The sequence below is a fragment of the Pseudomonas fluorescens genome (assembly GCF_001902145.1).
In the GTDB taxonomy this organism is placed as follows: Bacteria; Pseudomonadota; Gammaproteobacteria; order Pseudomonadales; family Pseudomonadaceae; genus Aquipseudomonas; species Aquipseudomonas fluorescens_BV.
Map to the genome: position 1 here is coordinate 758,794 of NZ_MRST01000027.1, position 22,361 is coordinate 781,154.

Consider the following 22,361-nt stretch of genomic DNA (forward strand, 5'->3'; position numbering starts at 1 on the left):
CTTAGATCATTTCTTCGCCGCCCTTCCCGCCGAGAACGATTTCTCCGGCTTCGGCCATACGGCGGGCAATGGTGAGGATTTCCTTCTGCGCGGTTTCCACATCGCTGACGCGCACCGGGCCCTTGGCTTCCAGGTCGTCGCGAAGCAATTCGGACGCACGCTTGGACATGTTCTTGAAGATCTTTTCTTTGACGTTTTCGTCCGAGCCCTTGAGCGCCAGCACCAGCACGTCCGAGGACACTTCGCGCAGCAGCGCCTGGATGCCACGGTCGTCGACATCGGCCAGGTTGTTGAACACGAACATCAGGTCTTCGATCTGGCCGGACAGGGTGTCGTCGATCTCGCGGATCGAGTCCATCAACTGGCCTTCGACCGAGCTGTCGAGGAAGTTCATGATGTCGGCCGCGCGCTTGATGCCACCCAGGGTGGTGCGCGAGGCATTGGAATTGCCGGAGAACTGCTTCTCCAGAATGGTGTTGAGTTCTTTGAGCGCCGCCGGTTGCACCGTGTTCAGCGATGACACACGCAGGATGATGTCCAGGCGCACTTTATGGTCGAAGTGACCAAGCACTTCGCCGGCCTGGTCCGGGTCGAGGTAGGCCACCACGATCGCCTGGATCTGCGGGTGCTCGTAGCGGATCACGTCGGCCACTGCCCGCGGCTCCATCCACTTGAGGCTGTCCAGGCCGCTGGTGTTGCCACCCAGCAGGATGCGGTCGATCAGGCCGTTGGCCTTGTCTTCGCCCAGGGCCGAGGTGAGCATCTTGCGAATGTAGCTGTCGGAGCCGACGCCCAGGCTGGTCTGGTCGCCGACGATCTCGACGAACTCGCTCATCACCTGCTCGACTTGCTCACGGTGCACATTGCGCATCTGCGCCATGGCCACGCCCACCCGCTGGACCTCTTTGGGGCCCATGTGGCGCAGCACTTGGGCAGCGTCGGTTTCACCCAGGGACAGCAGCAACACGGCGGCTTTGTCGACCCGGGAGAGCTTGGCCACAGCGGCTCGATCATTCATCTGCGTTAATCCACTCTTTCACGACCTGAGCCACACGGCCCGGGTCTTCTGCCACCAGACTCTTGATTGCGTTCAACTGAGCGTCATAGCCTTCGCTCGGGCTTGGCAACAGGATGCTTTGCGGGCCGCCGAGGCTGACGCGGTCGTTGGCCAGCTCGCCATCCAGGCCGCCCATGCCCCCCAACTCGACGTCGCCACCGGCCAGCGCCAGTTGTTTCTTGCCGCCACCGGTGATGTTGTTGAGCACCGGGCGCAATACGCCGAACACCAGCACCAGGATGAACAGCACCCCCAGCACTTGCTTGACGATGTCCCAGAACCACGGCTGGGTATAGAACGCCGGGTCGGCGATGACTTCACCGCGCTCGGCGGAGAACGGCATGTTGATCACGCTGACGCTGTCGCCACGGCTGGCGTCGAAGCCCACGGCGTCCTGCACCAGGCGGGTGAACCGTGCCAGTTCGTCAGCCGTCCACGGCGCACGGGTCACCGCGCCGTCCGCTGGGTTGACCTTGACCTGGTCATCGACCACCACCGACACCGACAGGCGATTGATCTTGCCCTGTTGCTGCTTGGTGTGGCTGATGGAACGGTCGAGTTCGAAGTTCTTGGTGGACTGGTTACGTTTGTCCGCAGGATACGGCGCAAGCATCGGCTGGCCGGTGGCCGGGTCCATGATCTGCTGGCCGTTGGCGTCCAGCAATGGTTGGCCAGGCTGGATCGCGCCAGCGGTAGCGGCGGCGCCACCGGTGGTCTGCGGTGCGGAGGCCGGCGCTGGTGGCTGGTTGCTCAGGGCGCCCGGCACACCTTGCGGGCCATTGCTGGCGGTGCGTTGTTCGCTGGTGGACTGCTCGCTGCGCAGGGCCGGCTGGTCCGGGTTGAACTGTTCGGAGGTGGACTCGACGGCGCTGAAATCCACGTCGGCGGAGACTTCAGCCTTGTAGCGGTCGTTGCCCAGTACCGGTTGCAGGATGTTATGCACGCGCTGGGTGAGCATGCTTTCCATGCGGCGGCTGTAGTCGAACTGCTTGCCGGCCTGGGTCAGCGCGGAGTTTTCGGCCATGTCGGACAACAGGTTGCCCTTCTGGTCCACCACGGTGATTTGCGACTTGCTCAATTCGGGAACACTGGTCGCCACCAGGTTGACGATCGCCAGTACCTGGCCAGGCTCCAGGGAGCGGCCGGCAAAGAGTTCGACCAATACCGAGGCGCTGGGCTTGCGCTCGTCACGCACGAACACCGAGCTTTTCGGAATCGCCAGGTGCACACGGGCGGCCTTGACGTTATTGAGGCTGGAAATGGTGCGCGCCAGTTCGCCTTCCAGACCCCGGCGATAGCGGGTGGCTTCCATGAACTGGCTGGTGCCCAGGCCCTGGTCTTTGTCGAGGATTTCAAAACCGATATTGCTGTCGGACGGCGCCACGCCAGCGGCGGCCAGTTTCATCCGTGCACGGGCCACGTCATCGGCCTTGACCAGCAAGGCGCCGGAGTTGGGCTCCACGGTGTAGGCGATGTCGGCGGCGGCGAGGGTTTCCATGATCTGCTTGGAATCCATGCCCGACAGGCTGCCGTACAAGGGGCGGTAATCGGGTTGCTGCGACCACAGCACCACGGCAAAACCAATCGCCACGCTGGCTGCCAGGCCCACCATCAGGCCCACCTGACGCAGCATGGTCATTTGCGAGAGGTTTTCCAGGAACGACAGGCCAAACAACGGCGGTTTGCCGTCGGCCTTGGCGGGGAGGTTGTCGGAGACTGCTTCAGCCATGACTTAAATCTCGTCCTTAAACCGGCATCTGCATGATGTCTTGATACGCCTGAACCAGCTTGTTACGCACTTGGGTCAAGGCTTGGAAGGACACACTGGCCTTTTGCGAGGCGACCATCACATCGGTAAGGTCCACGCCGCTTTTACCGATCTCGAAGGCCGTCGCCAACTGGCTGGACGCCTGCTGGGTATCGCTGACTTTATTGATTGCCTGGCCGAGCATGTCGGCAAAATTGCTTTGGCCCAATTCCGGCGCTGGCGCGACGGATTTCGGTTGAGCCATGGCATCCATTTGCATGGCGCGCATATCCAACATCAACCGATTGAACTCAATACCCTGGCTCATGACCTTCTCTCTCCGACGACCCGCAATTTTTTGACACTACGCAGCGGTTACTAGGGGTGGTAGCAACAAGGGTGCCAGCTCTGGAGCAACTCGTAAGAAAAGGCGACAAAGCTTGTCGAACTTGTTACCGCACGTTTTTTGGCCCTTCTTACCGCACGGTTTTTTGTAGGAGCGAGCTTGCTCGCGAAAAACGTCAACGATAACGCGTGCTTACAGGATGCCCGCGGCGCCTATGGGTTCTTCGCGAGCAAGCTCGCTCCTACACACGGCATTGGCGCGCGTTCATGTGGCGAAAAGATAGGCTTCCACGTCCATTCCGGCGTCGCGCATCTGCGCCAGCTTGTAGCGCAAGGTGCGCGGGCTGATGCCCAGGCGCTCGGCCGCTTCTTTGCGGCGGCCACGCTCGGCGCGCAGGGTGTCGATGATCATCTGGAATTCGCGGCGGCGCAGGTCATCGCCCAGGGCACCGGCTGATTCCGCCTCGGCGACCACTGGAGCCGGCGCCAGGCTCGGCAACGGTGCCGCCCCGCTGCCCATGGCCAGGCAGAAATCCTGGGGCTGGATCAAACCGCCCTGCTGCAAAATCAGCGCACGCTGGATCGCGTTGTCCAACTCACGCACGTTGCCCGGCCATGGGTAACTGACCAGGCACGCCTGGGCCTCAGGCGATAAACGCGCCTGGGCATGCTTCATTTTTTTGACGTGGTTGTTCAGCAGGCGCTCGGCCAAGGGAATGATATCCGCCGGGCGCTCACGCAATGGGCGCCAGGCCAGGGGGAACACCGAAAGGCGGTAGAACAAGTCTTCACGGAAGCGCCCCGCCGCCACTTCGCCCGCCAGGTCGCGGTTGGTGGTGGCGACCACGCGGATATCCAGCTGGATCGGCTTGCGTGCGCCCACGCGCTCCACTTCACGCTCCTGCAATACCCGCAGCAACTTGGCTTGCAGGCCCAGGGGCATTTCCGAGATTTCGTCGAGCAGGATGGTGCCGCCGTCGGCCTGTTCGAACTTGCCGGCCTGGGCCGCGATGGCGCCGGTGAACGAGCCCTTTTCATGGCCGAACAAAGTGGCTTCAAGCATGTTGTCAGGGATCGCCGCGCAGTTGATCGCAATGAACGGTTGCTTGGCACGGCCCGATTGCTGGTGGATATACCGCGCCAGCACTTCTTTACCGGTGCCGGACTCGCCGGAAATCAGCACAGTGGAATCACTGCGCGCCACCCGCGCCGCCAGCTCCAGCAACTGCGCGCTGGCCGGCTCAAAGGCAATCGGGCCATCGCCATCGACTGCGGGCATCACGCCCAGGGCATGCCGGGCGACCAGTTCGATCAACGCCTTGGGTTCGAACGGCTTGACCAGGTAATCCGCCGCGCCCTGACGCATGGCATCCACCGCCCGCTCCACCGCGCCATGGGCGGTCATCAGCAGCACCGGCAGTTGCGGCTGGCGCACCCGCAGCAGGCCGAGCAACTGGTGGCCGTCCATGCCGGGCATGTTGACGTCGCTGACCACCAGGCTGAAGGTCTCCTGTTCGACCGCCTCCAAGGCTTCTTCGGCAGAGCCGACCGCACGATAGTCATGGCCCGCCAACAGCAGCGTGTCAGCCAATGCTTCACGCAGGGCGCGATCGTCTTCCACCAATAAAACCTTGATAGCCATCATCTTCTTACTCCGCGCTTGCCGCGCTGGAAAACAGCGGCAAGGTCATCAATGCACAGGTGCCACGCCCCAGGCGGGAACGCAGCTGCAATTGTCCCTGATGGGCACGGGCCACTGCCTTGACCACGGTCAGGCCCAGGCCAGTGCCGTTGGTCTTGGTGGTAAAAAACGGCTCGCCCAGGCGCTGCAGTACCTGCGGGGCAATACCGCTGCCGCTGTCGCTGACGCACAGGCGCAGGGTTTGCCCGCGGGTGTACAGGTGCACTTTCAGGCGCGCCCCGGGGCCACTGGCCTGGGTGGCGTTTTCGATCAGGTTGAGCAGCGCGCCCACCAGGGTGTCGCGGTTGCACAGCAATTCGCCCTGGTGGCTGTCGCACTGCCAGCGCAGGTTGGCCTCCTGCACATGGGTCGCCGCTGCCGCTTGCAGCGACTGCATCAAGCCGGCAGGGGTAATGCGATCGGTCAGCGGCAGTTCGCCGCGGGCAAACACCAGCATGTCGCGCACTTGGTGTTCCAACTCATGCAGGCGTTCCTTGAGGCGCCCGGCAAAGCGTTGGTGGGTGGCCGCCGGTAATTGCTCGTCAGTCAAATGGCTGGCGTAGATCAATGCCGCCGACAACGGCGTACGAATCTGATGCGCCAAGGAAGCGACCATCCGGCCCAGCGAGGACAGCCGCTCATGGCGAGCCAGCTGATCTTGCAGGTGCCGGGTTTCTGTCAGGTCATTGAGGAGCACAAGCTGGCCCGGCTCGGCGTCCAGGGAACGGGTCGCAATGGACAGCCGGCGCCCGTCCTTGAGGGAGACTTCGTGGCCGTCGTCTTCACGGGGGGCAAAACAGCGGGTGATGACTTCACGCCACAGCTCGCCTTCCAGCGGCAGGCCGAGCAGGTCGCAGGCTGCCGGGTTGGCTTCGCGCACGCGGCCCTGGTCGTCGATGACGATCACGCCACCGGGCAACAGGTCCAGCAGGTTTTGCAGGCGGTTGGCCAGGCGTTCTTTCTCGGCCAGCTCTTGCATGCGCTGGGCGCTGACCACCGCCAGTTCGCCTTTAAGCTCCGAAACCCGGGCCTCAAGCAGACTGTAGGAGTCGGTCAGCTGGCTCGACATCTGGTTGAACTGCGAGAACGCGTGCTCCAGGCCCTGGCGGGTCGGCGGCTCTACAGGCGAAACCAGCCCCTGGATGGCAGGGGCCGAAGATAGTTGGGCGGCGTGGGGCATGATGCTCTCTCGCTTGGCTGACCGTCAGTTAAACGGAACGTTGCGAGGGTTGTAGCAATACCCGTGCCGAAAAAAATCTACCTATAAATCAAGTAGTTGAAAAACAGGCGTCAATCATCCGCCTGTTCATCACCTTCTTTGCGGCTCATACCGTACTTGCGCATCTTCTCCACCAGGGTGGTGCGACGGATACGCAGGCGCTCGGCGGCACGGGCGACGATGCCGTTGGCATCATCCAGCGCCTGTTGGATCAGGCCTTGCTCCAGGTTGCCGAGGTAGTCCTTGAGATCCAGGCCTTCGGGCGGCAACATCGCGCTAGCGCCGAAATCTGGAGTATGGCCGTTGATTGCCACGCGCTCTTCCATGTCGCTGCGCAGGCTGTCCATCTGCTCGTCCTCGTCGTCGACGTAGCGGAATTTCTTCGGCAACTCGACCACACCGATCACCCCATACGGGTGCATGATCGCCATGCGCTCCACCAGGTTGGCCAGCTCGCGGACGTTGCCCGGCCAGCCGTGACGGCACAGGGACATGATCGCCGCGGAGTTGAAACGAATGGAGCCGCGCTTCTCGTGCTCCATGCGCGAGATCAGTTCGTTCATCAGCAACGGAATGTCTTCCACGCGCTCACGCAGCGGGGCCATCTCGATAGGGAATACATTGAGGCGGTAGTACAGGTCTTCGCGGAAGCTGCCGACCTCGATCATGCTTTCGAGGTTCTTGTGGGTGGCGGCAATGATGCGCACATCCACGCTCTGGGTCTTGTTGCTGCCCACGCGCTCGAAGGTGCGCTCCTGCAACACGCGCAGCAGCTTGACCTGCATCGGCAACGGCATGTCGCCGATTTCGTCGAGGAACAGGGTGCCGCCATTGGCCAGTTCAAAGCGCCCGGCACGGCTGGTGATCGCCCCGGTAAAGGCGCCCTTCTCATGGCCGAACAATTCGCTTTCCAGCAGCTCTGCCGGGATCGCCCCGCAGTTGACCGGCACAAAGGGCCCGTCGCGGCGCTTGGAATGATAGTGCAGGTTGCGCGCGACCACTTCCTTGCCGGTGCCCGACTCGCCGAGGATCAACACGCTGGCGTCGGTATCGGCCACTTGCTGCATCATCTGACGCACGTGCTGGATGGCACGGCTGGTGCCGACGAGGCTGCGGAACAGGTTGGGTTCACGGTGACGGCCGCGCTCGCGGGCCTGGTCGTACATCTCGCGATAGACCTGGGCGCGGTGCAGGGAATCGAGCAATTTACTGTAGCTGGGCGGCATTTCCAGGTTGGATAGCACGCGGCGGCGCTGGTCTTCCGGCAGGTCCACGGAAGAAATATCGCCCATTAGCAACACCGGAAGGAACTCATCCCAGGTAGACAGTGTCTTTAACAGGCCCAGAACTGCGCCAGGAGCGTTTACCGTCCCGATCAATACACAAATGACTTCACGGCTCGACGACAACGAGCTGACCGCCTGCTGCCAATCGTGGCTGCCGCAGGGCAAATTTTCTTCACCGAGAAAATTTAAAATCACCGCTAAATCGCGGCGGCGGACGCTATCGTCATCGATCAGCAGAATTTTGGTTTCACGCCACATGCAATAGCAACTTCCCTAGTAAAACTTCCTGCCCCGGAATGAGGGCAATCTAGACGTCTGTAAGATTTGTTACCTACTAGACGTCTGAAATCTGAAAACAGCACTAGTTAAGTCAAAAATGCTGGCACAGTCAAATATATGACGCGCCGTGCGGATTAACTGCGCCCGTTCAACCGAACAGATGGTAAACCTTTGACGCATTTTTCGCTTGGTTGATCTGCGACATCTCTTCGAAAATGGCCTGGCGCTCGCCGGTCGTCACCTCAAGCAACTGCCGATACACCACCAACAAACTTTCAAGCTTCTCGCGCAGTGCGTCCTCATCTACCGGCGCCTCGCTGAGTACCTCATCAATCACCGCGCGGCACCCCAGGTCCAACTCGCCCACGGCTTCCCAGTTGCGCTCGGCCAGCGCGCCGATCAGGGCTTCGCGGGTTTCGTCGATGCGTTGCAGTGCGTGGCTCATGATGTGTCCCTCAAGGCAATCGGCCTTATTGTGGAGCGATGGCATCCCAGCCGGTCTTGACGGTGATCAGCAGGCGGGCGACTTCGTCGATCATCTCGACATCATTGACTTGGTTGGCCTCGACCAGGCGATTGCCCATGTAGTTGTACAGGGCATCCAGACGCTGGATCGCGGCCGGATCTTCGGCTTTCTCCGGCTCCAGGCCATCGCGCAGGCCCGAAATAATTTCAATCGCCTTGCCCAGCATCAGGCCTTTTTGCGCGATGTCCCCGCGACTCAACGCGCCCTTGGCCTGCGCCATGCGATCCAGGCCACCTTCCATCAGCATCTGCACCAGGCGGTGCGGGCTGGCTTCGGAGACCTGAGCGTGGGCGTTGACCTTCTGGTACTGACGAAGGGCTCTCATTGGGTTCATGTTGCTACCTCGTAACTGGGCGACAATCGAATAGGTTTGCTTAACCAGTTTTTCGACCGTGACGACCAAAACTTTAATCCAGCACCCTGCGCCAGGGCCCTCTAAATGGGGGCCCTGCACACACCGTTTATCAGTTCGACTTAGGATTGTTCAACGAATTGAGGGTGGTCAGGATGCTGGAGCTGCTGGCGTTGATCTGCGCGATCATGGTGTCCATCGCCGTGTACTTGGCGGTCAGGGACTTCTGCAAGGCATCCATGCGTCGCGTCAGGTCGTCGGTCTCTTTGGTCAAGTCGGTCAACTTGTTGTTGAGATCGGTAGCCCGGGTCGCCAGGGTGCCAGTGGTGCCCACGTAGCTCTTGGTCGCCTTGTTCATGCGCGTGATCAAGCCAGTGTCGCCAGTGAACAGCTTGGCGATATCGCCAGCGCCCTTGACCACGGCCTTGTCCCAGGTCTTGTCGTCCAGGCTCAGCAGGCCGGTTTTCTGGTCAGTGGTAATGCCCATCTGCGCCAGGCTGGTCATGGTGCCCGCGCCGGAGCCGTTGACCAACTCGGAACGCAGGCTGTTCACCAATTGACGCATCGACGCATCACCGGTCAACGCACCTGCGGTGGTGGTGGAGGCATCACCGGTGGCGGTGACTTTGGTTTGGGTATTGATCGCCGTCATCAGCGTGTTGTACGCACTGACGAAGGACTGCACCGAGGTTTTCAAGGTGTCGGTGTTGCTGGCCACGGTAATGGTGGTCGGTTTGGTGATGTCTACCGTGTCCAGCAAGTCCAGGGTCACGCCGCTGATCGCCGAGGTGATCTTGTTGCTGGTCGATGACATTTCAATGCCGTCGATGGAGTACTTGGCGTTGGTCGGCGGCGTGCCTTTGTCATACCCGACTGCCAACTGCGAATCACCACTAAGGGTGATGTCGGTGCCTTCGCCCATATTGGTCGAGGTCAGCACCAGGCGTGCGCCGTTAGAGTCACTCAGGACGTTGGCACTGATCCCTTGGGACGAGAGCTGGGTATTGATCGACTCGCGCACCTGTTGCAAGGTCGCGCCGCCGGGGATCACCACGTCGTAGCTTTTGCCTGACTGGTTGATGGTCAGCGTCTGGTCTTCGTCCGTGCTGTTGGCCTTGCCCGATGCGCCGTCCGCGTTCACCGCTGTGGTGACTTTCGAGGCGGTCGCAAGGTTTGCGATCTTCAACAGGTATTTGCCACTGGAGGCGCCGTCACCCAGGGTGACTTTGACGTTTTTCTCTTCCGAAGAAGTCGCCGCCAGCCCGTTGAAGGCCGAGGCATTGTTCAACTTGGTGATCGCCGCCTGGTAGGCTTCCAACGCCGTCTTGACCGAGCCCACGGCAGACAACTGCACGGTGGCTTTCTTCTGCTCGTTGGTGATCTGAGCCTGCTTGGGCGCCTGCTCGGCCCCGACCAGCGCCTTGACGATTGCTTGGGTGTCGTAGCCCGAACCTGGGCCGGAAATCGTTGAACTAGCCATTTGCCATTCTCCTTGTCCTGCGGCGGCCGTTTTTTGGCGCTTATACGCCTAGACCGCAATCAGAAACATGTTTCGTGCCAACTCAAGCCTTGCTATCAAACAACAGGCTGCCGGCATCGCTCAGGTTCTGCGCCAATTTGAGCGCGGTCTCCGATGGAATCTGTCGAATCACTTCACCACTGTCAGTGGCGATCACCTTGACCACTACCTTGCCGGTGGAGTCATCGATGGAAAAATCCAGGTTGCGCTGTGAAGCCTGCACAAACTCACGCATATCGGTAACAGCCTTTTCCAGCGCCGCGCGCTGAGGCTCTTCACTTTTGATCGGCTCATTGCTGGCCGCAGGCTTGGCCTGGGTCACCACTGCGCCAAGGTTGGCCGGGGCCGTAGCTGCGGGGTAAGACGAGGTCAGCTTGATGCTCATGTCCATGTCACCACCTCCAAACTGAAAAAACGGAAGGGCACGTCGTTAAACGCACCCTCCCGTTATTTAACCGCTAGCGCTATTACTGAAGCAGCTTCAGAACAGACGATGGCAGTTGGTTGGCCTGGGACAGGATCGCAGTGGAAGCCTGTTGCAGGGTTTGTTGCTTGGTCAGTTCAGCGGCTTCAGAGGCGAAGTCAGCGTCTTCTACGCGGCCTTTGGCAGCGGAGGAGTTCTGCGAAATGCTCTGCAGGTTGGCCACGGTGCTGGCGAAGCGGTTTTGTACGGCACCCAGCTGCGAACGCTGGCTGTCGATTTGCTGCATGGCGTCGTCCAGAGCCTGGATGGCCTGCTGCGAAGAAGCGGCAGTCAGGATGTTCAGGTCGGAAACGCTGGTTTCCATGGTGACGGCGGTTTTGGTGCCGGCAGCTGCAACAGCGGTCAGACCCAGTGCAGCCAGGCCAGTACCGGCGCTGCCGTCCTTGATGGTGATGTCTTTGTCGGCGAACAGGTTCAGGGTACCGTCAGCGTTTTTGCTGGCTTGAACACCGGTGCTGGCGCTGTTGATCGAAGCTACGATCGCGTCAGAGGTGTCGCCCTTCTTGAATTTGACTTCAACTCCGTTCACGTCGATGGAAGTGTCAGCGGTCAGTTTGGCTTGGGTAGTGCCGGCCGACAGGCCCAACTGCGACAGAGAACCAGCAGAAGTGTTGGACAACTTGATATCAGCACCGTCACCCGACGTCAGCTTGACACGACCGTCAACGAAAGTGGCCGAAGCGCCAGTGGCCGCACCGCCTGCAGCGTTGGTAAGGTCGGTGAGAACGCTCGCCATGGTGGCGCCTTTTGCCCAGTTCACCGCTGTGCCGTTAACCGAAATGCTACCGGCAGCAGTGAGGTCGCTGGAGGGAGCAGGGGAAGCACCCGCCGCAACGTTGAGCTTGGCCAAGCCATCGTTAGTTGCACCAGCGCCAAGAGTGAAAACCTTGGTCGATGAGAGGCTCAAAATACCTGTAGCATCAGCGCTGGCAGTAACACCAGTTGTAGCCGTTTGTGCGTTAATAGCTGCCACTGCATCAGCGGCAGCAGCAGTAGCAGTAGCACCACCAGCCAGAGTGATCGTTGTGCCGTTAATGGTGAAGTTATCACCAGCAGTGGTAGCGCCGGCGACAGCAGTACCCGTCACGGTTGATTTATTAGTCAGAACCGAACCAGTAGCGGTAGCGGCCAGGCCTTTCATCGCAGCGCCATCTACAGCCGCTTCTTTGTAGTTCCCCTTCAGCGCAGTCGAGCTGATATCAGTCATACCGAACGAGATAGTCTCGTTGGCGTTGGCGCCGATCTGGAACGCTACGTTGCTGAACGAGCCGTCCAGCAGGTTACGACCACCGAAGGTGGTGGTGCTGGCGATACGGTTCAGCTCGCCCACTTTAGCGGTGAATTCTTGCTGCAGGGAAACACGGTCAGCGTCGCTTTTATCACCGTTGGCCGCTTGCAGGGCGAGTTCACGCAGACGCTGCAGGGTGTTGGTGGATTCTTGCATCGCGCCTTCAGCGGTCTGGGCAATCGACACGCCGTTGTTGGCGTTGGCGATGGCAACGTTCAGGCCTTTGACCTGGTTGTTCAGACGGTTGGCGATCTGCATGCCGGCAGCGTCGTCTTTGGCGCTGTTGATTTTCAGGCCGGAGGACAGACGGTTCATCGACTGGCTCAGAGCGTCGGAAGCTTTGTTCAGGTTCTTCTGGACACCCAGGGAGGTGATGTTGGTGTTTACTGATAATGCCATGACGAAATCCTCGTGGTTTGGATACTGCGGCTTCCGGCCCTGGCGACCGCCGGGTGTGGCCTAGAGAACCTACGTAATAGTTATCGTCGTGGTAGCCAGTTGCTTGAGGATTTTTTTGATTTTTTTTAGTAGCCCTGTGCCAGCCCTTGTATTTCAAGGCCTTATAGAGGCGTGAAACGCCCGTAATCACGGGTTACTGGCGCCAAAGCGTCGCCTGTAGGAGCGAGCTTGCTCGCGAAGAACGTTAACGATGACGCGGGCATTCAGGATGCACGCGGCGCTCTCAGGTTCTTCGCGAGCAAGCTCGCTCCTACAGGGGGCGCAAAAAAAACGCCGATGATCGTGGGATCATCGGCGTTTTTTTGTGCAGCGGCTAAAGCATCACGGGCGGTAGAGAATCGCCGAGCCCCACGACAGGCCCACGCCAAAGCCGCTGATTGCCACGCGCTTCCAGGTGGCGTCCATCACGTGCTTTTCCAGCAGCAGCGGGATGCTCGACGACACGGTGTTGCCGGTCTCGACCATGTCCTTGATGAACTTGTCCACCGGCGCCTCTTCAAAACGACGCGCCACGGCATCGACGATGGCCGCGCTGCCCTGGTGGATGCAGAACGCATCGATGTCATCGGCCTTGAGGTCCGACTCGGCGAGCAGCTCGTGCAGGTGCGCAGGCACCTTGAGCAAGGCGAAGTTGAACACCTGGCGGCCGTTCATGAAGAACACGCCGTCGCTGACTTTCAGGTGCGGCGCACCGGAACCGTCGGTGCCGAACTTGGACTTGCCGAGCAACCACGGCGCGTCTTCACCCATCCAGGTGGCGGTGGCGGCATCGCCGAACAGCATGGTGGTGTTGCGGTCTTCCGGGTCGACAATCTTGGAATACGGGTCGGCGGTGATCAGCAGGCCGTTTTTCAGGCCAGCGGCTTCCATAAAGCCTTTCATCGCGTAGATGCCATAGACGTAGCCGGAGCAGCCCAGGGAAATATCGAAGGCGGCCACGTGAGTTGGCAGGCCCAGTTTGTCCTGCACGATGGCGGCGGTGTGAGGCAAGCCCTCTTCATCGCCGTTCTGGGTGACGACGATCAGCGCGTCGATGGACTCGCGCTTCAATTGCGGGTTGTTGGCAAACAAGGCGTTGACCGCCTCGACACACAGATCAGAGGTTTCCTGTGCAGCTTCCTTGCGCGGCAGGAACGCCGAACCGATCTTGCCGATGATGAATTCTTCATCCTTGGCGAATTTGGCACCCTGGGCGTAGTTATCGATCCCGTCTGCCGGCACGTAACTGGCGATGCTTTTTATGCCAATCATTGTGGCTTCCCAATACTAAATAGCTGGAGAACACCCCTCGGGCTACGCCGGAAGTGCTGACAATAAAGGGGATAACCCCATAAAAATCCCGCTGAAAGCCGCCCGACACAGGCCCTGTGACGACTTATCCTTTTCACACGATACAGTGAAGATGCGCTTTATGACTCACAGGTCACTCAATTTTGTCCGCTTTGTGCAAAACCTTTCAACAAATAACCCCCATAAACAACAACGGCCCGCCCTGTTTCCAGAGAAGGCCGCTTGACGAAACGCCCATTACATCTTGTTGAACAGGCTCAACTGCGAGATTTTCACAAAGGCCAGCTGCGAGGCCTGCAGCATGGTCTGCTGCAAGCTCAGGTTGATGGCGGCTTCGGCGAAATCGACATTGCCCAGGTCGTTCATGGTGGTGGTATTGGCCAAGTCCAGGCTGATGTTTTCCTTGGACTGAATATCCAGGCCATTGAGGCGCGCGCCCAGGGAGCCGCGTGCCTGGTCGATCTGGCTGTAGGCGTTGGTCAGGTTGCCAATGGACTTGGCCACCACATCCTTGAGCTCCTTCTGCGCCGCCGGGTTGCCGTCTGACGGGGTTTCCAGGATTTTGCGCAGATGGCTCAGGGTGTCGAGGACGTTCTCGTTCTTGTTGCTGGTGGCACTGATCGAAAACTGGTCGCCGGCTGCCGGCGCCGGTGCGGTGGTGATATCGAAGGTCACCCCTGCCGCCGTGATCGAGGTTGCACCGGCCGCCAGGGTGCCACTGGCGATGGATTTGCTGTCTGCGGTATACGGCTGCGCATACAGGTCATAGGCACCGGCCGCGCCAAACTTGACGACGACACCCGAGTTGGGAAAGGTGTTGGCGTAAGCCGCCGGGTCGCTCACCGTGCCGCCGCTCAGTTGCGCGGTGGACGGATTGCTCGGGGTGCGCGAAACACTGAAGGTGTCCGGCTTGACCGACAGGCTGAACTCGCGATCCTTGACGATGGCGTCCGACGGCGCGCCGGGCAGTATGTCTTTGCCCAGTGCATCCTTGCCCAGGTTCAAGCCGATGTCGAACTTGACCCCGCGCAGATTGATACTCGAACCGCCTTCCTTGGTGGCATCGAAAGTGCCGTTGCCCGGGATCTCCGAAGTGATGTCCTTGCCGGCATTGTCCGTTACTACGTATTGGGTGCTGCTGGTGAAGGTCAGCTTATACGGCTGACCGTCGGAAAAACTGCTGTTATAGCTGGTGTTGGCCGCGATAAGCCCTGCCGATACGGTGACCTTGCCATCGTCGACCGCGGGCGGCACGAGGATCGGCGCTGTTTGCGTACGGCCCGTATTGGCCGAGCTTTCCAGCATGCTCTTGGCGGTATTGCCCATGGCGACCGACAGGTTTTCCGCAATCTTCAGGCTCAACGGCGTGTCATCGCCCTGGTAGCTGTAGGTGCCGTCATTGTTGCGGGTGTAGGGAGGCGTGTCGGTCTTGCTCCCGGAGAACAGGTAATTACCGCTGGCGTCCTTGGTGTTGAGCAGGCCCAGGATCTGGTCTTCAATGGCGCCAATTTCGGCGGCGGTCGACTTGCGGTCAGCGTCGCTGATGCCGACGTTACCCGCCTTGAGCGCCAACTCACTGGCCCTTTGAATCGCGATATTGATATTTTCCAGCACGCCGTCCTGAGTAGTCAGCGAGTTCTTCAGGGTGTCGATGTTGCCATTGAACTGCCCCAGCATGTCTTTCTGCTGTTGCAGCATCAGCAACCGCGCCGCCGCTACTGGATCATCGGCGGCGGTTTGCACGCGCACACCGGTGCTGGCCTGTTCCTGGGCCTTGACCACGCTGGAATAGTTGCTCTGGTACTTGGCAGAGCTGGTCTCGAAATACTGCTGTGTAGAAATACGCATCGTCCCAGCCTCCCTTAAAGAGCATTCATCAGTGTGGTGAAGGTTTCTTGCGCAGCCTTGATGATCTGCGACGACGCGGTGTAGTACTGCTGGAACTTGATCATGTCGCCCGCTTCGTCATCCAGGTTGACGCCGGACACCGAGTTGCGCGCATCTTTATTGGCGCTCAGCAACGCGCCGGTGGCCGCGCTGTCGACCCCGGCCTGGCTGGCCTTGGCGCCGACAGTGGAGACCAGCTTGCTGTTGGCCCCCACCAGGCTGGTGCCCCCGTTGCCCTCGCCCATGCCGACGGTGGCCTTGGTTTGCAGGTTCAGCAGTTCCTGGGCGTTACGGCCATCGGACTTGCCGCCACTGTTGAAGGCGAAGGTGGTGCTGTCGCCGTCTGCCGGGGAGCCGTTGACGGTGGTGTCGAACTTGAAGCTCTTGCCAGGGATGGCTGCGCCGCTGGCGTCGCGCATCGGTACGTCGACGGTGATCTTGTTGCCCTGCCCCGGAATAATCGAACCGGTACTGATCGGGTTGCCCTTGGCGTCGCTGATCGTATAGGACTGCGTGCCGTCGGCGGCGGGCTTGCCGAATACCATCTTCACCGGCATCGAGTTTTCAATACCGGCGCGCAGTTGCGCGGTGTCGGTGCCGCCATGGATATCCAGCGGCACGGTCAACGACGGCTGGGTAAAGGTGCCCGTGCCGCTGTTGGTCGTGCTGCTGGTACCCTTCAACGGGCCGGCAAACGCCAGCTTGTTCGCATCGGTGAGCGCCACGCCAATACCGCTTGCGCCGGTGGCGGTCGGGCTGACTTTGAAACTGTCGCCAAACGCCATGGTGCCCTTGCCGTCCAGCGCCAGGGTAAAGCCATCCATGGTCGGGGGCGGTGCGGAACCCATGTCAAAGGTGCCCATGGCCTTGCCGTCCGAGCGCAGTACCGTGACCTTGTTGGGGTCGGTCTTGTCGCTGAAGGTCACGGTGTAGTCAAACGTGGACAGCTGGCTGCTGTCCTTGATCGTCACGTTCAGGTTGCCTGCCCCGGCACTGTTGCCTGAGGCGCCCTGGCTGCGCGAAGCAATGGCGGCGGCGCTGTTGATGTCTTTGAACAACGAAACGCCAAAGTCACCATTGAGGTCCAGGCCTTGGCCCAACTGGTTATTGATGGTGTCGGCGGTCGCGATGGCGATACGGCCCAGGTCGTTGATAGCCGGCATCAAGGCATCACTGCGATAACGCAACAGGCCACCGATGCTGCCGCCACTGATGACGCCGCCCAGGTCCATGGTGGTGCCGTTCATGTCCAGTTGAATGGTGTACTGGCTATTATCGGTTTTGCTCGGCACCGCCGAAATCGTATTGGAAATCCCGCCTTCTACCAGCGACTGGCCGCTGCCGGTGGTCACGCTGAACTGGCCGTTTTTCTCGGTGGCCGTGACGCCGATCAGTTCATTGAGCGAGCGTACCGCCTCGTTACGCGAGTCCAGCAGGTTGGCCGGCGCATTACCCGACGCGCCCTGCACTTGGGAGATCTGCTTGTTGAGCGAGGCAATCGAGGCAGTCAATTGATTGACTTGCTCGCTCATGCTGCCCAACTGGTTGTTGATGGTTTCTTTCTGCTGGGTCAACTGCGTCGAGATCGCGTTGAAACGGCTGCTCAGGGTCTGGGCGTTGGTCACCAGCAGTTGGCGGGCCGACAGGTCGCTGGGGTTGGACGCTGCGGTTTGCAGGGTGGCGAAGAACGAGCTGAGCACCGAAGACAGACCGGTGGTCTTGTCCGACAGCACTTTGTCGACGGCGCCGACCTGATCCAGGTACGCCTTGGCATCGTTATTCAGGGCCGTGCTGTTCTGGTAGGCGGTGTCCAGGTATTGGTTGTACACCCGGCGCACGTCGGCCAGGGTGGTGCCGGTGCCGATGAACACCCCGCCGAACGGGTTCGACGCGTTGGTATTCTGCGTGGTCTGCTGACGCGAATACCCCGGGGTGTTCACGTTGGCGATGTTGTTACTCAAGACCGACAACGATCCTTGAGCGGCGTTGAGCCCTGACATCCCGATACTGAGCAAACTCATGGTTCAGACCTTATAAATGTGTGGTTGCGCCAGCGGCAGCGTAGTTCTGGTAACTGTTCATGGTTTTGGCGATCTGCGAAATCTTGCTGGCGTAATCCGGGTCGGTTGCATAACCGGCTTTTTGCAACTCGCGTACAAACTGTTCCGGGTTGTCGGCTGATTTCACAACTTCTTTATAGCGATCATGGCTTTGCAGCAAGGTCACGAGGTCGTGGAAGCTGTCCTGATACGAGCTGTAGGAACGGAACTGCGCCGTTTCCTTGACCATCGCACCATCGCGAAACTCGCTGGTGATCGCCCGGGCCTGACCGCCCTGCCAACTCTGGCCGGCCTTGATGCCGAACAGGTTGTGGCTGCTGCTGCCGTCTTCGGCGCGCATCACCGATTTGCCCCAGCCGGTTTCCAGCGCGGCCTGGGCCACCAGGTACTTGGGGTCGATACCGATACGCGCGGCGGCGGCCTTGGCCATCGGCAGCATGGTGGCGACAAATTCATCCTGGGAGCTGAAGGCTTTCTTGGCCGGCGCCAGTGGTGGCTGGGCAATGGCGCGGCCATACACCTGCATGCGCCCGCTCGGCACGGCAAAGCTACGCGCGCTGCTATTGATGACAGTGTCGTCGGCAGCGCTGTTACGCAGGGGCGCGGCTTTGGCTTCGACCGGAGCGTTCGGCACGATGCCCGCCAGCAGGCGGTCGGCCAGCTTGCTGGGCAAGGCGATACGGCGCTGGTTCATCAGTTCCATGTCGTTGGCATGGGTGCTGGCGCCCTCAGGCACGGCCACGCGATACGCCCACAAAGGCCGCTGGCCATTGGAGCGGCCCAACGGGCCTTCGGCCTGGGTACCGGCGGCAATCTCGGTCGGCACATCGACTTTCTTCACCGGCACATCCGCCGCCGGGCCTTGCAAGGTGGCGGCCTGGGCCTCCACCGGCTTGTTCTTCTGCATCTGGCGCATCAGCACATCGGCCAGGCCGATACCGCCGCCTTCGCGCGACATCGACACCGCCAGTTGCTGGTCGTACATTTCCTGGTACTGCTTGGCGGCCGGGGTGTTCAGCGGGTTGTCCTTGCCCAGGGCCTCGGTGGCCGAACGCATGGACTTGAGCATCTCGTTCAAAAACAGCGACTCGAATTCCTGCGCCACTTTGCGCAGGTTGCCTTCGCTGTTTTTGTCGTCGCCCACCTTGAGCTGGTTAAGCCGGTTCAGGTCGGAGTAAGACCCCGAGTCCACCGTGCTGCTGATGCCGCTCTTGCGCATATCCATGGCCATGGCCTCAGATCACAATCAGGTCGGCTTGCAACGCGCCGGCCTGCTTCAAAGCTTCGAGGATCGCCATCAAGTCGCCGGGCGCAGCGCCCACCTGGTTCACCGCACGGACAATCTCGTCCAGGGTGGTGCCGGGGCCGAACTTGAACATCGGCTTGGCTTCTTGCTGGGCATTGACGCGCGAACGCGGGACCACGGCAGTCTGGCCACCGGACAACGGCCCAGGCTGGCTGACGATCGGGTCTTCGGTGATGGTCACCGTCAGGCTGCCGTGGGTTACCGCCGCTGGCGAGACCTTGACGTTCTGGCCGATCACGATGGTGCCGGTGCGCGAGTTGATGATGACTTTCGCCACGGCCTGGCCTGGGTCCACCTCAAGGTTTTCCAGGATCGACAGGTAGTCCACGCGCTGGCTTGGGTCCAAAGGCGCAGTGACGCGAACCGAGCCGCCGTCGATGGCCTGGGCCACGCCAGGGCCGAGCATGTCATTGATCTTGTCGACCACGCGCTTGGCGGTGGTGAAGTCGGAGCGGTTGAGGTTCAGGGTCAGGCTGTTGCCCTGGTTGAAACCACTCGGCACGGTGCGTTCAACCGTGGCGCCACCAGGAATACGCCCAGCTGACGGCACGTTGACGGTGATCTTCGAACCGTCGCGGCCTTCGGCGTCAAAACCGCCGACCACCAGGTTGCCCTGGGCGATGGCGTAGACGTTGCCGTCGATACCTTTGAGCGGTGTCATCAGCAAGGTGCCGCCGCGCAGGCTCTTGGAGTTACCCATGGACGAAACAGTGATGTCCACCACCTGCCCCGGCTTGGCAAACGCGGGCAGATCGGCGCTGATCGACACTGCTGCGACGTTCTTCAACTGCACGTTGCCCGAGCCAGGCGGCACCTTGATGCCGAACTGGGAGAGCATGTTATTGAAGGTTTGCAGGGTGAACGGCGTCTGGGTGGTCTGGTCACCCGTGCCGTTGAGCCCCACGACCAGGCCATAGCCGATCAACTGGTTGGAGCGCACGCCAGAAATACTGGCGATGTCCTTCAAGCGCTCGGCCTGGGCCACAGCGCTCAAGGCCAGCAAAAGCGCCATCGCCATCAGCTGTTTGAACTTCAAAATGGCCACCTAGAAAGGGAACAGCGGGCTGAGGAAGAAGCGGTCGAACCAGCCCGGCTGGCTCGCATCGGCAAACGAACCGGTGCCCGAGTAGGTAATGCGTGCATCGGCAATGCGCGTCGACGGCACGGTGTTGTCGGTGGAGATGTCATCAGCGCGGACCATGCCGGCGATACGCACCAGCTCGTCGCCGGTGTTGAGGGTCATCCACTTTTCACCGCGCACGGCAATGATGCCGTTGGGCAATACATCGGCGACGGTCACGGTGATCGAACCGGTCAGGCTGTTGCCCTGCCCGGCCGCGCTCTTGCCGTTGGTGGCGCGGTCACCGCTGTAGCCGGCGTCCAGGCTCAGGTCACCACTGCCCAGCGGGTTGTTGGTGTTCAGGCCACCGCCGAACAGCGAGGTCAGGCCGATGCTGGTCTTGCTGTTCTTGCCGATCTGCGAGTTGGCGTTCTTGCTGGCCTGGGTCTTCTCGTTCAGGGTGATGGTGATGATGTCACCGACCCGGAACGCCTTGCGGTCGCTGTACAGGTTCTGCTCGAAACCGGCCTGGTAGATCGAGCCGTTGTTGGCCGCCGCCGGCAGCGGCGTGCGTGGCAACACCGGCGCGTAGTACGGGTCATTGGGTTTTGGCGTGGGGGCGACACAGCCCGCAAGCACGGCGATCCCACTCAATGCCAACACACAAACATAGCGATTCATGACCCTAACCTCACGGTGTTGCAGGCACCCTCAAGGGCGCCTCATAGACTGATTACAGATTCTGCGTAACGAACGAAAGCATCTGGTCGGCGGTGGAAATCACTTTGGAGTTCATCTCGTAGGCGCGCTGGGTGGTGATCATGTTGACCATCTCCTCAACGGTGCTCACGTTGGAGGTTTCCAGGGTGCTTTGCAGCGTGGTGCCAAAACCGTTCAGGCCAGGGGTGCCGATTTGCGGCGCGCCACTGGAGGCGGTTTCCAGGAACAGGTTGTTGCCCATGGCCTGCAGGCCGGCCGGGTTGATGAAGTCGGCGGTTTGCAGGTTGCCGATCACTTGGGACGCCGGGTTGCCAGCGACGGTGATGGACACGGTGCCGTCGTTGCCGACAGTGAAGGTCTTGGCGTCGGGTGGCACCACGACAGCAGGCTCCAGGGCGAAACCGTTGGCGGTCACGATCTGGCCGTTGGAGTCCAGGTGGAAGGTGCCGTCACGGGTGTAAGACGTGGTGCCATCCGGTTGCAGCACCTGGAAAAAGCCCCGGCCATTGATCGCCATGTCCAGAGGCTGGCCGGTTTGCTGCAGGTTGCCGGCGCTGAAGTTTTTCTGGGTGCCGACGATCTGCACACCGGTACCCAGTTGCAGGCCCGACGGCAATTCGCTGTCCTGGGTCGATTGGGCGCCCGGTTGCTTCTTGATCTGATAGAGCAAGTCCTGGAACTCGGCGCGGTCACGTTTGAAACCCGTGGTCGACACGTTTGCCAGGTTGTTGGAAATGGTCGTCAGGTTGGTGTCCTGGGCGGACAGGCCTGTCTTGGCAACCCATAGAGCCGGAAGCATGCTGTTCTCCTTCGTGCGCCGGATGGTTGGCGCTGCGTTGCAAATTAGTTAATGGGCCTGGATCAGCTCATCTGCATGACGCGGGTCATGGCCTGGTCGTCTTCTTTAGCGCTGTTCATCATCTTGATGTGCAGCTCGAACTGCTTGGCCAGCGCCAGCACCGCGGTCATTTCTTCCACGGCATTGACGTTGCTTGCCTGCAGGAAACCCGAGGTCAGCCGCACGTTCGCGTCGGCCTGGGCCGGTTGGCCATCCTTGGTGTGGATGGTGCCGTCCAGGCCCTTGGTCATGTTCTTGAGGTCAGGCTGGACCATCTTGATACGGTCCACTTCCGCCATCACCCGCGGGCCTTCGCCCATGGCACGGATGCTGATGGTGCCGTCCGAACCCACTTCGATTTTCTGCTGGGGCGGCACGGCGATCGGGCCACCGTTGCCCATGATCGGCATACCGTTGCCGGCCCGCAGCACGCCCAGGGCATCCACGTTCATGCTGGCGCTGCGCACGTAGGCTTCGCCGCCATCCGGGGTCTGCACCGCCATCCAGCCATCGCCGCTGACGGCTACGTCCAGGTCGCGACCGGTCTCGATCATCGCGCCCGGTGAAAAGTCGGTAGCCGGACGTTCGGTCATGGCAAACGCCCGCGCCGGAAAGCTGTCACCAAACACCGGCATCGAACGCGCCTGCTCCAGATCGCGCTGAAAACCGTTGGTGGAAATGTTCGCCAGATTGTTGGCATGGGCCTTCTGCGCCAGTGCATTCTGGCTGGCGCCGGTCATTGCCACATAAAGGTACTTGTCCACGCTCTATCCTCTTTCTGACGGACGCTTGCCGCCCACCGCTGTACTGAGGAGGCTTAAGCAATTTGCGAACCAACTTTTTAAAAGAGGCGCAAATCCAGACGCGGCGGGGGTTTCGTGCAGGTATCTGAAATAGGGGGCGGGAGAAACAGTCGAAAAAACGGCGGACTACTGCCGCCTGCGGCAAACACCGGCCT

General features: G+C 60.6%; 19 protein-coding genes. All 19 read right to left on the minus strand.

The genetic code is table 11. The features are described 5' to 3' along the window. Position 1 precedes the first annotated feature (1 nt). Positions 2 to 1,018, minus strand: coding sequence for a flagellar motor switch protein FliG (fliG, locus tag BUE92_RS26630; protein WP_003192957.1), 1,017 nt, complete (start codon positions 1,016 to 1,018; stop codon positions 2 to 4). Next, positions 1,011 to 2,786: a flagellar basal-body MS-ring/collar protein FliF gene (gene fliF / locus BUE92_RS26635; RefSeq protein WP_073527109.1), complete on the minus strand. Its 1,776-nt coding sequence runs from the start codon at positions 2,784 to 2,786 to the stop codon at positions 1,011 to 1,013. Before fliF ends, fliG begins: the two co-directional genes overlap by 8 nt. Positions 2,787 to 2,802: 16 nt before the next feature. Then, a complete protein-coding gene (gene fliE / locus BUE92_RS26640) occupies positions 2,803 to 3,132 on the minus strand; it encodes a flagellar hook-basal body complex protein FliE (protein ID WP_003192959.1) in 330 nt (109 codons plus the stop codon). A gap of 282 nt (positions 3,133 to 3,414) precedes the next feature. After that, positions 3,415 to 4,791 carry a sigma-54-dependent transcriptional regulator gene (locus BUE92_RS26645; protein WP_073527232.1) on the minus strand — a complete coding sequence of 459 codons (1,377 nt, stop codon included), beginning with the start codon at positions 4,789 to 4,791 and terminating at the stop codon, positions 3,415 to 3,417. 7 nt (positions 4,792 to 4,798) lie between these two features. Next, positions 4,799 to 6,010, minus strand: coding sequence for a sensor histidine kinase (locus BUE92_RS26650; protein ID WP_073527110.1), 1,212 nt, complete (start codon positions 6,008 to 6,010; stop codon positions 4,799 to 4,801). Between the two features lie 110 nt (positions 6,011 to 6,120). Beyond that, on the minus strand, positions 6,121 to 7,593 hold the full coding sequence (locus BUE92_RS26655) for a sigma-54 dependent transcriptional regulator (RefSeq protein ID WP_034126784.1): 1,473 nt from the start codon (positions 7,591 to 7,593) through the stop codon (positions 6,121 to 6,123). Between the two features lie 169 nt (positions 7,594 to 7,762). Beyond that, positions 7,763 to 8,059 (minus strand): hypothetical protein, encoded by a 297-nt coding sequence (locus tag BUE92_RS26660; protein WP_003192968.1) that lies wholly within the window; start codon positions 8,057 to 8,059, stop codon positions 7,763 to 7,765. A 25-nt stretch (positions 8,060 to 8,084) separates the two neighbouring features. Next, positions 8,085 to 8,474, minus strand: a complete 390-nt coding sequence (gene fliS, locus BUE92_RS26665; RefSeq protein ID WP_057023033.1) for a flagellar export chaperone FliS — start codon at positions 8,472 to 8,474, stop codon at positions 8,085 to 8,087. 130 nt (positions 8,475 to 8,604) lie between these two features. Next, the gene (gene fliD / locus BUE92_RS26670) at positions 8,605 to 9,972 is read right to left on the minus strand and encodes a flagellar filament capping protein FliD (protein WP_073527111.1); all 1,368 of its coding nucleotides are present in this window, start codon (positions 9,970 to 9,972) and stop codon (positions 8,605 to 8,607) included. Between the two features lie 82 nt (positions 9,973 to 10,054). After that, complete coding sequence (locus BUE92_RS26675; protein ID WP_073527112.1) at positions 10,055 to 10,402, minus strand: flagellar protein FlaG; 348 nt, start codon at positions 10,400 to 10,402, stop codon at positions 10,055 to 10,057. 76 nt (positions 10,403 to 10,478) lie between these two features. After that, a complete protein-coding gene (locus tag BUE92_RS26680; RefSeq protein WP_073527113.1) occupies positions 10,479 to 12,182 on the minus strand; it encodes a flagellin N-terminal helical domain-containing protein in 1,704 nt (567 codons plus the stop codon). Positions 12,183 to 12,563: 381 nt separating this feature from the next. Then, positions 12,564 to 13,493, minus strand: a complete 930-nt coding sequence (locus BUE92_RS26685; RefSeq protein WP_057011796.1) for a ketoacyl-ACP synthase III — start codon at positions 13,491 to 13,493, stop codon at positions 12,564 to 12,566. 276 nt (positions 13,494 to 13,769) lie between these two features. Then, positions 13,770 to 15,380, minus strand: coding sequence for a flagellar hook-associated protein 3 (locus BUE92_RS26690; RefSeq protein ID WP_073527114.1), 1,611 nt, complete (start codon positions 15,378 to 15,380; stop codon positions 13,770 to 13,772). A 14-nt stretch (positions 15,381 to 15,394) separates the two neighbouring features. Beyond that, complete coding sequence (flgK, locus tag BUE92_RS26695; protein ID WP_073527115.1) at positions 15,395 to 17,440, minus strand: flagellar hook-associated protein FlgK; 2,046 nt, start codon at positions 17,438 to 17,440, stop codon at positions 15,395 to 15,397. A 10-nt stretch (positions 17,441 to 17,450) separates the two neighbouring features. Continuing rightward, positions 17,451 to 18,710: a flagellar assembly peptidoglycan hydrolase FlgJ gene (gene flgJ / locus BUE92_RS26700; RefSeq protein WP_073527116.1), complete on the minus strand. Its 1,260-nt coding sequence runs from the start codon at positions 18,708 to 18,710 to the stop codon at positions 17,451 to 17,453. Between the two features lie 4 nt (positions 18,711 to 18,714). Further along, positions 18,715 to 19,824: a flagellar basal body P-ring protein FlgI gene (locus BUE92_RS26705; RefSeq protein WP_161793221.1), complete on the minus strand. Its 1,110-nt coding sequence runs from the start codon at positions 19,822 to 19,824 to the stop codon at positions 18,715 to 18,717. 6 nt (positions 19,825 to 19,830) lie between these two features. Continuing rightward, a complete protein-coding gene (gene flgH, locus BUE92_RS26710) occupies positions 19,831 to 20,526 on the minus strand; it encodes a flagellar basal body L-ring protein FlgH (protein ID WP_014719364.1) in 696 nt (231 codons plus the stop codon). 52 nt (positions 20,527 to 20,578) lie between these two features. Continuing rightward, positions 20,579 to 21,364, minus strand: a complete 786-nt coding sequence (gene flgG, locus BUE92_RS26715) for a flagellar basal-body rod protein FlgG (RefSeq protein ID WP_003192986.1) — start codon at positions 21,362 to 21,364, stop codon at positions 20,579 to 20,581. A gap of 62 nt (positions 21,365 to 21,426) precedes the next feature. After that, entirely contained in the window at positions 21,427 to 22,167 is a 741-nt protein-coding gene (locus BUE92_RS26720; protein WP_003192988.1) for a flagellar basal body rod protein FlgF, read from the minus strand. Positions 22,168 to 22,361 lie beyond the last annotated feature (194 nt).